Source organism: Arthrobacter sp. AOP36-A1-22 (assembly GCF_052377615.1).
Taxonomy (GTDB): domain Bacteria; phylum Actinomycetota; class Actinomycetes; order Actinomycetales; family Micrococcaceae; genus Arthrobacter_H.
Map to the genome: position 1 here is coordinate 87,074 of NZ_JBQSWX010000005.1, position 12,970 is coordinate 100,043.

The 12,970-nt window shown below is 68.6% G+C and carries 12 protein-coding genes; 8 read left to right on the forward strand and 4 right to left on the reverse strand.

The genetic code is table 11. The features are described 5' to 3' along the window. Positions 1 to 70: 70 nt before the first annotated feature. Positions 71 to 1,564, forward strand: coding sequence for an MDR family MFS transporter (locus ACT3S2_RS04765; RefSeq protein ID WP_444561331.1), 1,494 nt, complete (start codon positions 71 to 73; stop codon positions 1,562 to 1,564). Positions 1,565 to 1,597: 33 nt separating this feature from the next. Here ACT3S2_RS04765 and ACT3S2_RS04770 read toward each other — a convergent pair whose 3' ends face one another. Both ACT3S2_RS04770 and ACT3S2_RS04775 read right to left on the reverse strand, forming a co-directional pair. After that, a complete protein-coding gene (locus ACT3S2_RS04770) occupies positions 1,598 to 2,314 on the reverse strand; it encodes a VOC family protein (RefSeq protein ID WP_443382932.1) in 717 nt (238 codons plus the stop codon). Next, positions 2,314 to 2,478 carry a CopG family transcriptional regulator gene (locus ACT3S2_RS04775; RefSeq protein WP_443382934.1) on the reverse strand — a complete coding sequence of 55 codons (165 nt, stop codon included), beginning with the start codon at positions 2,476 to 2,478 and terminating at the stop codon, positions 2,314 to 2,316. The genes ACT3S2_RS04770 and ACT3S2_RS04775 overlap by 1 nt, the downstream gene beginning before the upstream one ends. Positions 2,479 to 2,858: 380 nt before the next feature. Between ACT3S2_RS04775 and ACT3S2_RS04780 the strand changes: the two genes are divergently transcribed. From ACT3S2_RS04780 to ACT3S2_RS04795, 4 genes are read left to right on the forward strand one after another with little or no spacing between them, the layout of a single operon-like run. Next, on the forward strand, positions 2,859 to 5,375 hold the full coding sequence (locus tag ACT3S2_RS04780) for a GcvT family protein (RefSeq protein ID WP_444561332.1): 2,517 nt from the start codon (positions 2,859 to 2,861) through the stop codon (positions 5,373 to 5,375). A gap of 2 nt (positions 5,376 to 5,377) precedes the next feature. Next, a complete protein-coding gene (locus ACT3S2_RS04785) occupies positions 5,378 to 6,142 on the forward strand; it encodes an electron transfer flavoprotein subunit beta/FixA family protein (RefSeq protein WP_444561333.1) in 765 nt (254 codons plus the stop codon). 11 nt (positions 6,143 to 6,153) lie between these two features. After that, positions 6,154 to 7,161, forward strand: a complete 1,008-nt coding sequence (locus ACT3S2_RS04790; RefSeq protein WP_444561334.1) for an electron transfer flavoprotein subunit alpha/FixB family protein — start codon at positions 6,154 to 6,156, stop codon at positions 7,159 to 7,161. Positions 7,162 to 7,216: 55 nt separating this feature from the next. Beyond that, a complete protein-coding gene (locus ACT3S2_RS04795) occupies positions 7,217 to 8,158 on the forward strand; it encodes a cytochrome b/b6 domain-containing protein (RefSeq protein WP_443382946.1) in 942 nt (313 codons plus the stop codon). 26 nt (positions 8,159 to 8,184) lie between these two features. Here the strand turns inward: ACT3S2_RS04795 and ACT3S2_RS04800 are convergent, their stop codons facing one another. Next, positions 8,185 to 8,937, reverse strand: coding sequence for a glutamine amidotransferase (locus tag ACT3S2_RS04800; protein WP_443382949.1), 753 nt, complete (start codon positions 8,935 to 8,937; stop codon positions 8,185 to 8,187). Between the two features lie 114 nt (positions 8,938 to 9,051). Between ACT3S2_RS04800 and ACT3S2_RS04805 the strand changes: the two genes are divergently transcribed. From ACT3S2_RS04805 to ACT3S2_RS04815, 3 genes are read left to right on the forward strand one after another with little or no spacing between them, the layout of a single operon-like run. Continuing rightward, on the forward strand, positions 9,052 to 9,831 hold the full coding sequence (locus ACT3S2_RS04805) for a 3-hydroxyacyl-CoA dehydrogenase (protein ID WP_443382952.1): 780 nt from the start codon (positions 9,052 to 9,054) through the stop codon (positions 9,829 to 9,831). Positions 9,832 to 9,839: 8 nt separating this feature from the next. After that, entirely contained in the window at positions 9,840 to 11,039 is a 1,200-nt protein-coding gene (locus ACT3S2_RS04810; RefSeq protein WP_443382954.1) for an acyl-CoA dehydrogenase family protein, read from the forward strand. A gap of 44 nt (positions 11,040 to 11,083) precedes the next feature. Continuing rightward, positions 11,084 to 11,389 carry a hypothetical protein gene (locus ACT3S2_RS04815; protein WP_443382957.1) on the forward strand — a complete coding sequence of 102 codons (306 nt, stop codon included), beginning with the start codon at positions 11,084 to 11,086 and terminating at the stop codon, positions 11,387 to 11,389. On the opposite strand, the gene ACT3S2_RS04820 is transcribed toward ACT3S2_RS04815, so the two are convergent. Further along, positions 11,386 to 12,951: a hypothetical protein gene (locus ACT3S2_RS04820; RefSeq protein WP_444561335.1), complete on the reverse strand. Its 1,566-nt coding sequence runs from the start codon at positions 12,949 to 12,951 to the stop codon at positions 11,386 to 11,388. The two genes, ACT3S2_RS04815 and ACT3S2_RS04820, sit on opposite strands and share 4 nt — an antisense overlap. Between the last annotated feature and the right edge of the window lie 19 nt (positions 12,952 to 12,970).

A 12,970-nucleotide genomic window follows, 5' to 3' on the forward strand; every position in this document is an offset into this window, starting at 1 on the left:
GGGCCTTCACCCCACCACCGATGCACCCGGCGGCGCCGACCGGCGCGGCCGATCAACCAGAGGACCCCCTGTGCTTTCCGAAGACTCCCCGCTGGACCCGGGACACTCCGACCCCGCTGGCTCCACCGTCGTCCGCGATGACCGGCTGGACCCCGCCGCGAAGATGACCATCGGTGTGCTGCTCGTCTCGGCCTTCGTGGTCATCCTCAACGAAACGATCATGAACGTGGCGCTGCCCCGGCTGATGGTCGCCTTCGATGTGAGCGCCGACGCCGTGCAGTGGCTGGCCACCGCGTTCATGCTGACCACCGCGGTGGTCATCCCCACCACGGGCTACCTCTTGCAGCGTTTCTCGCTGCGCACCGTCTTCACCCTGGCCATGGGGTTGTTTTCCGCGGGGACCCTGCTGGCCAGCTGTGCCCCGGGCTTCGAGGTCCTGTTGGGGGCCCGGGTGATCCAGGCCAGCGGCACCGCGATCATGCTCCCGCTGCTGATGACCACCGTCCTGGACCTGGTGCCGGCCGCCCGTCGCGGGATGGTGATGGGCAATGTGTCGATCGTGATCTCGGTCGCCCCGGCCATCGGGCCCACCATCTCCGGGCTGATCCTGCAGTACCTGTCCTGGCGGTTCATGTTCCTGATCGTGTTGCCGGTCGCCCTGGTCGCCCTCATCGCCGGGGCCCGTCGGCTGCCCCGGGAGGCAGTGGCCGGTTCCATGCCGCTGTCCATCCCCTCCCTGCTGCTGGCCGTTCCCGGCTTCGGCGGGCTGGTCTACGGGTTGAGCCGGATCGGTGGCGGCAGCGAAGGGGCCGGGCAGGGCCCGGAAGTCGGCGCCCTGGTGGCGCTCGCGGTCTCCTTCGTCTCGCTGGCTGCGTTCACGGTGCTGCAACTGCGTCTGCAGCGCAGCGACACGGCACTGCTGGATCTGCGGCCCTTCACCTACCGGAACTTCACGCTCGCCCTGTCCCTGATGGTCCTGGCCATGGTGTCGCTGTTCGGGGTGATCATCCTGCTGCCGATCTACCTGCAGAACGTGAGGGACGTGGACACCCTGGGCACCGGGCTGTTGATGCTCCCCGGCGGGCTGCTCATGGGCCTGCTGGCGCCCCTGGTGGGCCGGATGTACGACAAGGTCGGTCCGCGCCCCCTGCTGATCCCGGGGACGGCACTGCTCTCGGTGGTCATGTTCGCCTTCTCCAGGCTGGCCTCCGACACCCCGATCTGGTGGGTGCTGACGTTGTATCTGGGCATGTCGCTGAGCTTTGCCTTCATCTTCACCCCGGCCTTCACCACGGCCCTGAACCCGTTGCCGCATCGCCTGCACTCGCATGGCTCCGCGGTGCTCAGTACCCTGCAGCAGCTCGGTGGGGCGGCGGGAACCGCCCTGTTGGTCGGCATCCTGGCCTCGCGGACGGCCACCTCGGCCCTGGCCGGTGCCACCGGGATCGAGGCGCAGGTGACCGGATTCCGCAGCGGGTTCTTCGTCGCGGCGATCCTCAGCCTGTCCCTGGTGGTGCTCAGTCTGTTCCTCGATGGTCGGGACCGGGACGGGGCCTCCGAGTAGGGTCGGGACCCCCGGACTCCTCCAGCCCCGCGGCTAGTCGGCGATCCGGTGGTAGCCGTAGAGATCCTGCTGGGCTTCGTTGATCCAGATCGGCTCCCCTCCATCGGGGTTGCCCACCAGCACGGTGCGTCCATAGGACTCGTCGATCAGACTCGCGTCCAATCCCGCCTCCCGCAGCCGGGTGTGCAGGGCCTCGGCATCGCCGTCGTACCCGAAGCTGAGCGTGGCAAAGGCCCGGGGGCCCGAATGGGTGGCGACCAGCCCGCCGTTCTTGGCCTGGAACTGGACCCAGCCGCCGCTGTCGCTGGCGATGCGGGGACGCGCGCCGATATGGCGCAGGGTCTCGGCGGGACCCTGCGGCTCGGGGGTCATCCACAGCACGAGCACCTGGACGTCGGGGTCGGCCGCTGCCGGTTCGGGGCGGGAGGCCTGGACGGTGACGGGGAAGGCGAGGCCATCGGGGCCGGTGACGGTGGCTGTGCTGCCGTGGGCTTCCTCGGTGACCTCCACCGGGGTTCCCGCAGCGCGGGTGCGCCGGGCGAATTCCTCCAGATCGCCGACCTCGAAGGACAGCAGCGTGGTCCCTGCCGGGTGATCGGCGTCGGTGGCGTGCAGCCGGACACGGCCGGACGCGGCGTCGAACTCATGCCAGCCGTCGGTGTCGACGGCGTGGGCCAGACCGAGGGCCTCGAGCAGGGTGGTCCAGGGACCGATGTGGTCGGTGAACCGGATGGGGGCCAGGCGCAGCATTAGTTCTTCTCCTTCAGGTGTCCGGTCAGGGCCTCGGCGACATAGGCCGAGAGGGAGGTCTCGGCGTCGATGGCCGCGTGCTTGATCTCCCGCACCAGTCCGGCGGGCAGGTAGACGTTGAATTGGACCTTCCGGTCCGGATCCGGGGTGGCTTCAGTGGGCATGATTAGGATGCTAGCAAAGTAGTTTGCTTGCGCATAGACACTGGTGGCCGATTCTGCTGGTCCTGCCTCGGAAGGGCGGGGAATTCACGGGCCTGACCCGGGCCGCGAACGACTCAACGGGACCAACCGTTACGCGCTGTACCATCGGATCCGCACGCTCAATGACAGGAATTCAAGCCCCGCGAGATCGCCCGGTTCATCGCCAGGCCCGAACGCGGCGAAGCCTCCCACGCCCACCCCGGATTCAGCGAGATGCCCACGCGGGGACACACCCCTTGACGGCGACCGCCAAACGCGCAATGGTTCAGCTACGGCGGTTCATGCACGGTGGCCCGAGCTGCCCGCCGCGTCAGTGAACGACGGCCGATAGAGGTGGCGTCATGGGTACGGTTCCCGCGAGTGCACGAGTAGTGGTGATCGGCGCCGGAATCGTGGGCAATTCCATCGTCCACCACCTGGCCCGCCTGGGGTGGCGGGATATCGTCCAGCTCGATAAGGGACCGATGCCGAATCCGGGCGGGTCCACCGGGCATGCCTCGAACTTCTTGTTCCCGGTGGACCATTCACGCGAAATCACCGATCTGACGGCCGACAGCATCCGCCAGTACAAGGAAATGGGCGTTTTCACCCAATCCGGCGGATTCGAGGTCGCGCGCACCGCCGAACGGATGCAGGAGCTCCACCGGCGTCTGACCTCGGCCCGGGCCTGGGGCATTGAATCGGAGATGGTCACCCCGGAAGCCGTGGTCGACCGCGTGCCTTATCTCGAGCCCTCGATCATCCGCGGGGCCTTCTGGACCCCCGGGGTCGGGGTCGTCGACTCCCAGGGGGCGGGCACCTTGATGCGGGAGGCGGCCCTGGGGCTCGGGGCGCTGCAGGTCTGCCCCACGGTCGAGGTGACCGGCATGGAGGTCGAGGACGGGCGAATCCGCCGGGTGCACACGGACGCCGGAACCATCGAGGCCGATACCGTCGTCATCGCCTGCGGTGTCTGGTCGCCGAAACTGGCCAGGATGGCCGGGGCCTCCATTCCCCTGAGCCCCACGGTGCACCAGATGATCAGCGTCGGACCGGTTCCGCAGTTCGCCGACACCAGCGGTGAGATCTCCTTCCCGATCATCCGTGACATGGACACCGGATGCTACGAACGCCAGCACGGCGGTGATCTGGAGATCGGCTCCTACGCACACCGGCCCATCCTGCACGACGCCGAAGACATCCCCTCCATCGCCCAGTCCAAGCTTTCACCCACCGAAATGCCGTTCACGGAAGACGACTTCGACCGACAACTGGAACAGGCCCTGGAACTGATGCCCGACATCCTGGGCAACCCCCAGGTGGAGATCAGGTATGCCATCAACGGGCTGCTCTCACTGACCCCCGACGGCGGCCCGCTGCTGGGGGAGACCCCCGAGGTGGCCGGGCTGTGGTCCGCGGCGGCCGTATGGATCAAGGAAGGCCCCGGCGTCGGACGGATGATCGCCGAATGGATGACCACCGGAACCCCCGAATACGATACGCACGCCGCCGACATCGCCCGCTTCCATCCGCACCAACGCACGCGCACCCATGTGAAGGCCCGTGTCGAGGAGGGCTTCCACAAGACCTACGGCATCGTGCACCCGTCCGAGCAGTGGCTGAGCAACCGCGGGGTCCGCCTGGCCCCGATGCACCAGGCCGAAGTGGAGCTCGGAGCCACCTTCTTCGAGGCCGCCGGCTGGGAGCGGCCGCAATGGTACGCCTCGAATGCGCCACTGCTGGCCGAATACGGCGACGCGGTCATGGACCGGACCGCCGAATGGGATTCGCGGTGGTGGTCACCGATCATCAATGCCGAACACCTGGCGATGCGGGAGCGGGCCGGGATGGTGGATCTCTCCGCCTTCGCCATCTTCGACGTGCTCGGCCCGGGGGCACTCGCCACGGTGCAGCGGGTCGCGGTGGCCCAGATGGACGTGGACACCGGACGGGTCATCTACACCCCGGTGCTGGACGCGCGCGGAGGTTTCCGCTCCGACCTGACGATCATGCGCCTGGGGGAGGAACACTTCCGGGTGGTCACCGGGGGCGGCAGCGGGAACATCGACCGTAAGTGGTTCTCCGACCGGCGGGTGGATCCGGCCACCACCCAAGTGGTCGACCGCACCTCCGAACTGACCACCATCGGCCTCTGGGGCCCGCGGGCCAGGGACGTCCTGGGCCGGATCACCGACTCCGATATTTCAGCGGAGGGCTTCAGGTTCGCCCGCTGCCGGACCCTGGAAGCCGGCCCCCTGGAGGTCCACGCCTCGAGGATCTCCTACGTCGGGGAACTGGGGTGGGAGCTGTATGTGCCGATGGAGCAAGGGGCCCGGCTCTGGTCGCTGCTGGCCGAGGCCGGCCGGGAGGATGGCCTGGTGCCGGTGGGCAACGGGGTCTACGGGACCACCGGACGGTTGGAGAAGGGCTACCGGGCGTTCGGTGCGGAACTGGACGCGGAGCGGACCATCGTGGAGACCGGAATGATGCGGCCGCGGGTGAAGGCCCAGAACTTCATCGGCCGCGACGCCTATCTGCGCCAACGCTCCCAGGACCCGGCGCGCATCCTGTGCACGTTGCAAGTGGACGATCACCGGGACGAGGCGGGGGTGCGCCGCTACATGCTCGGCGGTGAAGCGGTCACCGGTCCCGAGGGGGAACCGCTGATCGACGCGCACGGGCGCGGGGCCTATGTCACCTCGGCGGGATCGGCGCCATCGCTGGGCGTGCATCTGCTGATGAGCTTCCTTCCCCCGGCGCAAGCGCGGGTGGGAACCCGGCTGGCCGTGGACTACCTGGGCCGTTCCTATCCGGTCAGCGTGGTCGCCACCGATGCGACCGCCGTCTTCGACCCCGAGAACCTCAGAATCAGGAGCTGAAAATGGTCAATCTGCTGGTCTGCATCAAAAGGGTCCCGGAAATCGCCGGGGAGATCCTCTTGAGCCAGGATGGGCACAGCATCGACGCCCGCCATGTCGGCCATACGCTGAGCGAACACGACGAATGCGCGATCGAGCTCGCCGTCGGGCTGGCGGGGGACACCGGCGGTGAAGTACGGGTGCTCAGCCTCGGTACCGCGGAGGCGGCCGAACAACTGCGGTACGCGGTGGCGCTGGGGGCCGGTGCAGCCACCCTGATCACCGCGGACCCCGAATCCTACGGGCCGGCCGATGTGGCGGCCGCGATCGCCGCGGAGGTCCGCGCCTCGCCGGCCGCCTACGATTTGATCCTCGTCGGCAACGACGCCGCCGATACCGGTGACTTCCAGGTCGGCGTCCGGCTGGGATTCGCCCTGGGCCGGCCGGTCCTCACCGGGATCAACACCGCGGAGATCCACGGATCCTCGGTGCTGGCCCGGGGCGCCGGGCCGCAGGGCACCGACGTGTTCGAGGTCCCCCTGCCCGCGGTGATGGCCGTGCAGGAGGGGGGAGTGGAGCCGCGCTACCCCTCGATCCGCGGCCGCCTCAAGGCCAAGCGACTGAGCATCGACCGCAAGGACCCCCTGATCGAGCCGATCGGCTCCGGCCGGGTGAAGCTGACGCTGCCCCCGACGAAACCCAGTACGGTCCAGATCCTGGGTGAGGGGCCCGATGCGGTCCCGGCACTGGTCGAGATCCTGGCCAGCAGCGGGGTGTTGAACCGATGATTCTGGTCCTCGTGGAAACCGGCAGCGACGGAGCCACCCCCACCTCGCTGGAGACCCTGACCTTTGCGCGGGAACTGGCCGGCCGGCTCGGTGGCGAAACCGTCGAGGCACTGATCATTGGTCCCCTGGGGGCCGGGGAGGCCTCGGCCGGAGGCCCCGAAGCGCAGGAACGGGTGAAGGAGAAGTTGTCGGCCCAACTGGCCGAACAGGGAGTGGACTCCATCCACCATGCCGCCGGCGAACGGCTGGAACGCTATGGCGCCAGCGGCTGGGCGACCGCCCTCGGAGCGGTGCCGGCCGCCTACGTGCTGGCTGCGGGAACCCCGCGCGGCAGCGAGGTCCTGGCCCATGTGGCCGCCCGGGCAGGGGCGATGATGGCGGCCAACGTCGTGGGGATCGTCGATACCGAACCATTGGTCCTCTCGCGCCAGGTGATGGGTGGGGGCGTCTTCGAGCACATGCGGCTCGACGGTGCACCCCGGGTCCTCACCGTCGCCGGGCATGCCGTGGACCCGGTGGCGGCCGATGACGCCTCGGCTCCCGTCTGGCACGAATTCGAGCCCGAACTCTCCGACGCCGATCTGGTCACCGCCGTCGTCCGGGTCGAAACCGGCGCCCCCGATGCCACCTCGACGTTGACCGGGGCGCGGGTGGTGGTCGGGGCCGGCCGCGGCGTGGGCAGCGCGGATGGCTTCGATGACCTGCTTCAGCTGCGGGACCAGCTCGGCGCCGCCCTGGGGGCCTCCCGGGTGGTGACCAGCCTCGGCTGGCGCCCCCACCATGAACAGATCGGGCAGACCGGCAGCAGGATCTCCCCGGAGGTCTATCTCGCCTGCGGCATCAGCGGCGCCGTCCAGCACTGGGCTGGCTGCCAATCGGCGAAGATGATCGTGGCCATCAACACCGACCCCGATGCGCCCATGGTCACCCAGGCCGACTACGCCATCATCGGGGACCTGCACCAGGTGGTACCGGCCCTGACCGCCGCACTACGGCGGCGGGAGTCGTCCGGGGGATGATGGGCGGACCCGGTGACCCCATGGAGCCGGGGCGAAGGTGAGGCAGAGGAGCGCAATGAGAACACCGGCCCAGCGGCCTGTTTCGGGTTTCAGGCAGTCCAAATGGTTCAAACTGGTCTGGATCTGCCCCCTCGTGGTCGTGGCGCTCGCCGCCGCCGTCCTCGGGGCCAGATGGTATCTGGGCAGCTCCGCCGGACAGGGGTTCCTCGCCGAGTATCCGGGCCAGCCCCCGGCCACCACGGATACCGCCGACGGTTTCCCCTGGTGGCTGCAATGGCAGCACTTCTTCAACTTCTTCCTGATCATCCTGATCATCCGCGCCGGGTGGATGGTGCGTACCGAACGGACCCCGGAAGCCTATTGGACCCGCACGGTGGGGCCCCGCAACCGGCAGAATCCACCGGCCAAGATGAGCATCTACCTGTGGCTGCACTACAGCCTGGGCAGCTTATGGATCCTGAACGGGGTGGTCTTCTACGTCCTGGTCTTCTCCACCGGGCATTGGAAACGGATCATCCCGACGGGGTGGGATGTCTTCCCCCAGGCCATCTCGGCGGGGCTGCAGTATCTGTCGCTGGAGTGGCCGATGGAATCGGCCTGGCAGAACTACAACGGCATCCAGCTGCTCGCCTACTTCGTCACCATCTTCGTGGCCGCGCCGCTGGCGGTGGTGACCGGGGTGCGGATGTCCTCGCTGTGGTCCACCCAGTGGAAGATCAACCGCTATTATCCGGTCCTGCTGGCGCGGATCATCCACCTGCCGGTGATGTTCTACTTCGTCGTGTTCATCTTCGTGCACGTCGTCCTGGTCTTCACCACCGGCATGCGCCGGAACCTCAACTACATGTACAGCGGCCAGGGCCCCGATGTGGTCAATTGGGTGGGGTTCTGGATCTTCGTGGTCGCGGCGATCGTCGTGGTGGCCGGCTGGATCGCCGCCCGGCCGCTGTTCCTGCAGCCGGCCGCCCAGCTCACCGGCAAGGTCACCCGCCGCTAGTCGGGGCAGTACCCGGGACGGGCCTCCTAGCGCTGGTACCGCTGGACGAAGTTGCGCAGGATCAGGCCCGGCCAGGGGACGTCGGCCGCATGGGCGAGTTCGGTCAACGGGCCGGCCTCCGCGGGATCGAAATAGCCTGCGTCACGGTAGATCCCAATACGCGTGGCCAGCCCGTCTCCGTCGAGCTCCGGATGGAACTGGGTGGCATAGAGATTCGTGCCGATCCGGAACATCTGCACCGGGCAGGGCCCGGAGGTCGCCAACAGGACGGCGTGCCGAGGCAGCGTGGAGACCGCCTCCTTATGTCCGACGAAGGCGTCGAAGGCCGGGGGCATCCCGGCGGTGATCGGATCGCGGGCCCCGGCCCTGGTCAGCTCGATCCGGGAGAGGCCGACGGGTTCGGCATGGGTCCGGTCCACGGTGCCGCCCTGGTGGGTCCCCAGGGTCCCGATGCCGTAGCAGGCGCCAAGGAACGGGAAGTCATGGGCCAGGAGCTGGTCCAGCAATCCCGAGATCTCGGCTTCGACCCGCCGCTGGGTCGGGGATTTGCCGGCCGGGTCATCGGAGGAGTTGAAGGGTCCGCCGCCGAGCAGGATGCCCGAATACGCCCCCAGGTCCAGTGGGGCCGGCAGCGGGGAGGCGCCCAGGGCCACGACCTCCAACAGCGCGGCCGGAAGGTCCGCGGCGGCCAGGAACCCACGGACCTCGTCCGCGGCGGCCACGGGGTCCTCCCGGGTGGAAAGCAGCAGGAAGGGGCGGGGGCCGGATACGGGGCTCATGAGCGAATCCTACGACGTCCGCAGGGGTGGAGTGTCCGCGCGACAGACGCTACAGTTGGATTTGAGTTAACAACCATTAACCGGGCGGGTCGATCCGCCCTTTCGGGAGGAACCATGGACATCGCCGGGGCCTCGGCCCTCATCACCGGTGGCGCATCCGGCCTGGGTGCCGCCACCGCCAAGAAGCTCTACGACGCCGGGGCCCATGTGGTCCTGCTCGACCTGCCCGGATCGGCCGGCGAGGACGCCGCCATCGGACTGGGCGAACGGGCCCGGTTCGTCGCCGCGGACGTGACCAACGAACAGGAGGTCCGGCGCGCCGTCGAAGTGGCCAGCGACATGGCGCCGCTGCGTGTGCTGGTCAACTGTGCCGGGGTAGCCACCCCGGGCAAGGTCCTCGGCCGGGACGGAGTCCTTCCGCTGGCCTCCTTCGAGAAGGTCGTGGCCGTGAACCTGATCGGCACCTTCAATGTCGTCCGGCTGGCCGCCGAAGCCATGGCCGGGACCGAACCGATCCTCGACGACGAGACCGGGACCGAGGAACGCGGTGTCATCGTGAACACGGCCTCCGTCGCGGCCTTCGACGGGCAGATCGGCCAGCCGGCCTATGCCGCCTCCAAGGGAGGGGTCGCGGCGATGACCCTCCCGCTGGCCCGCGAATTGGCCCGTCAGCACATCCGGGTCATGTCCATCGCCCCGGGGATCTTCGAAACGCCGATGCTCGCCGGTCTGCCGCAGGAGGCCCAGGACTCCCTCGGCGCCCAGGTGCCCCACCCCTCACGGTTGGGAAAGCCCGCCGAATACGCCGCGCTGGTGGAGCACATCCTGGCCAACCAGATGCTCAACGGTGAGACCATCCGACTCGACGGAGCCATCCGCATGGCCCCGAAATAAGGAGCGGGATGACCGTGAAGAACGAGGGCGGCCCTCCTGCCCGCACCACCCGGGAACTAGCCGGGGCCGATTTCCTGGACATCGAGTCGCAACTCGACGAGAGGGAGCGGGCCAAGCTGGCCGAAGTGCGCGCCTTCGTGGCCGAATACGTCACCGAACATGCCGGGGCGTGGTGGACCGCCGAGGAGTTCCCCTTCGATCTGCTGCCGAGGCTCGGGGCGTTGGGGGTGAGCACGCCGACCCGGCACGGCTATTCGACGTTGTTCCACGGACTGCTCATCGCCGAGCTGGCCCGGGCCGATGCGTCGTTGGCGACGTTCTTCATGATCCACCACGACCTCTTCGTCGAGTCCCTGCATGACTTCGGCACCGAGGGCCAGCGTGAACGCTATCTGGCCGATGCGGCGGCCCTGCGCACCACCGGGGCCTTCGCGTTGACCGAACCGGAGCACGGTTCCGACGTCGCCAAGGGCATGGAAACCCGGGCCCGCCGGGAGGGCGATGCCTGGATCATCAACGGGGCCAAACGCTGGATCGGCAACGGGACGTTCTGTGAGCACCTGCTGCTGTGGGCCCTGGACGAGGACACCGGTGCGGTGCGCGGATTCGTCCTGGACACCTCCCTGCCCGGGGTGACCACCTCCAAGATCGAGAACAAGATCTCGCTGCGCACCGTGCAGAACGCCGATATCGTGTTGCGGGACGTCCGCGTGATGGAGGAGGACCGGTTCCCCGGAATCGATTCCTTCGCCGATATCAACCAGTTGCTGCGGTCCAGCCGCATCATGGTCGGCTGGCTCGCCGTCGGACAACAACTGGCGGCCTTCGACGTGCTGCGGGCCTATGTGTTGGAGCGTGAACAATTCGGCCGGCCGCTGGCCTCCTTCCAGCTCATCCAGCAGAAACTGGCCACCATGCTGGGAAATGCCACGGCGTCGATGGCGTTGATGACCCAGATCGCCCGGGCGCAGTCCCAGGGGACCGAGAAGATGGAGCAGGCGGCGCTGGCCAAGGCGTTCGCGACCGAGAGGATGCGCGAATCGGTGGCCCTGGGCCGGGCCGCGATGGGCGGTAACGGGATCGTCACCGATCACCGGATGGCCAGGATCTTCGCCGATGCCGAAGCGATCTACACCTATGAGGGCACCCATGACATCAACCTGTTGATCGTCGGCCGGGCCGCCACCGGGATCTCCGCGATCGCCTGAGGCCTGGTTCGAAGGAGGGCATCGCCGGGCACTACGCTGGGGTGGTGCCCTCGTTTCGTGCCCAGCTGAACATCCTGTCCCTGCGTCCGGGCCACCGCCCCGAAGCGGTGATGGACGCGGCGGTTGCTTCCCTGGCCGAATCCCACCATGTGGAAGCAAACCAGCTCGACATCGTCGCCGGAGTCCCTCGGATCACTGTGCGCTTCACGGTCGAGGAGGAGGAGTACGACGCCGATCTGCGCGCCGCCCGCTCGGCCGCCGCGCGGATGCGTGCCGCCGTCGAGGGCGTGGCCGCCACCCAACGACTTCTCGTGCTGCGCCGGGTCCGGGGCCGGTGGACCGCGCTCTAGAACTCGGTGCGCTGTCCGCGGGCGGCACGGCGCTCGGCATGGCCGATCTGGTATCGGCGGTTCTCCGTGGCCAGGAGCACGATGAACGCGCACAACCCGCAGACGATCGCCACCGGGGCCGAGGACTGCAGGGTCAGCAGCCGGTCCAGCATGACCCAGAACAGCCCCCAGGCGAAGCCCAATGCCACCACGATGCGGCCCCGCTCGGACATGGAGAAGCTGGCGGCGGCCCACGTGCACCCGACGATGGTCAGGACGGCCCACAACGAGGCCGGCAGGAGCAAGGTGAATCCGGCGCGGGTCAGCGCGATGGACAGCGTCGCCGGCAGCAGGACCAGCATCCAGCCCAGGAACAAGGCGGCCGGACCGTCCACGAACACCCGCTCCACATTCGACCGGGCAGTGCGCTGGTTCATCCGGCGGACCGCATAGACCAGGACGGTGGTCAGCGCCAGGGCCACGACCACCGACAGGAACACCAGCGAGGACCGGGCACACAGCAGCCACAACGCCCCCAGCAGCCCGGCCCCGGCCGTGAGGTAGCCGATGTCGCGTTGGCGGTAGGAGGACCGCTGGCTCGGATGCCATTGGAAGATCGCATACAGGGCGATCCAGACGAACAGCACGCCCCAGATCATGAACGAATTGCTGTTGGGTGCCAGCAAGGCATTTTCGGGGCCGTAGGCCGAGTGGGCGGCCGAATGGGCCGTGGGGCCCCCGAACCAGCCCAGGCCCATGAACCCCAGGACCAGGGTGGCGGCGGCAACCACCGTCACGACGAGGCGACGGATCAGATCCGAGCGCTGCTCCGGCGGATCCGGGTCGCTGGAGGGCAGGTTGTAGGGCGGGACGTAGATGGGGCCCTCGTCGTCGACCCAGAAGGGGCTGGTGTTGCGCAGCTGTTCGGCGGTCCGGGGGACCTCCGCGGCGTCGACGATGGCCTCGCGGGCGTTTTCCACCAACGATTCGAGGTCGTTGGTGGAGGCCGCCGCCCGGGCCGCGGCCTCTTCGGCGGCCTGCTGGGCCGCTTCGGCTTCGGCGGCCAGTCGGGCTGCTTCCTCCGCCGCGCGTTTGCGCTCCGCGGAGGCTTCGGCTTCGGCGGCTTCGGCGGCTTCGCGTTCGGCCCGCTGGCGGGACTTCTCCTCGCGGGCCTTGGCCCGGGCGTCGGCCCGGCGGCGGGAGGCCGCGCGTTGGGCGGCGATGGTCCGTACGGTGCCGGTCTTCGTCCTGCGGGCCAGTTCCTGCCAGTCGGGGGAGTTGATTCCGTCGAGCCAGGTGTTCAACCGGGTCTTGGCGTTCTCGTCAGGCAGCCTCCCGCGCGTTCCTGCCGCGGCCATATGCCGTGAGGGTGCGTCGGATTCGTTCAGCACGCCCTCGGGGTCGCGCGTGGGTTTGGGCGGCAGCGAGGTGGAATGGTTCGTGGGGGAGGCGCCGTCGTGGTGCGGGGGCCGGGGGGAGGACGATTCGGGGCCCTCGGCACGGGGGGAGGCGGGGGGCTGATGGGCACGCAGACGCTCCAGCGCCTCGGAGGCCGCCGAAGTCTCCTGGCGTGTTTCTGTCATGACGTGGAATCCCCTTTAC

Coding starts and splice junctions, on each gene's coding strand:
- ACT3S2_RS04770 (WP_443382932.1), bottom strand. CDS start 2,314: ATGCTGCGCCTGGCCCCCATCCGGTTCACCGACCACATCGGTCCCTGG.
- ACT3S2_RS04775 (WP_443382934.1), bottom strand. CDS start 2,478: ATGCCCACTGAAGCCACCCCGGATCCGGACCGGAAGGTCCAATTCAAC.
- ACT3S2_RS04780 (WP_444561332.1), top strand. CDS start 2,859: ATGGGTACGGTTCCCGCGAGTGCACGAGTAGTGGTGATCGGCGCCGGA.
- ACT3S2_RS04785 (WP_444561333.1), top strand. CDS start 5,378: ATGGTCAATCTGCTGGTCTGCATCAAAAGGGTCCCGGAAATCGCCGGG.
- ACT3S2_RS04795 (WP_443382946.1), top strand. CDS start 7,217: ATGAGAACACCGGCCCAGCGGCCTGTTTCGGGTTTCAGGCAGTCCAAA.
- ACT3S2_RS04800 (WP_443382949.1), bottom strand. CDS start 8,937: ATGAGCCCCGTATCCGGCCCCCGCCCCTTCCTGCTGCTTTCCACCCGG.
- ACT3S2_RS04805 (WP_443382952.1), top strand. CDS start 9,052: ATGGACATCGCCGGGGCCTCGGCCCTCATCACCGGTGGCGCATCCGGC.
- ACT3S2_RS04810 (WP_443382954.1), top strand. CDS start 9,840: ATGACCGTGAAGAACGAGGGCGGCCCTCCTGCCCGCACCACCCGGGAA.
- ACT3S2_RS04820 (WP_444561335.1), bottom strand. CDS start 12,951: ATGACAGAAACACGCCAGGAGACTTCGGCGGCCTCCGAGGCGCTGGAG.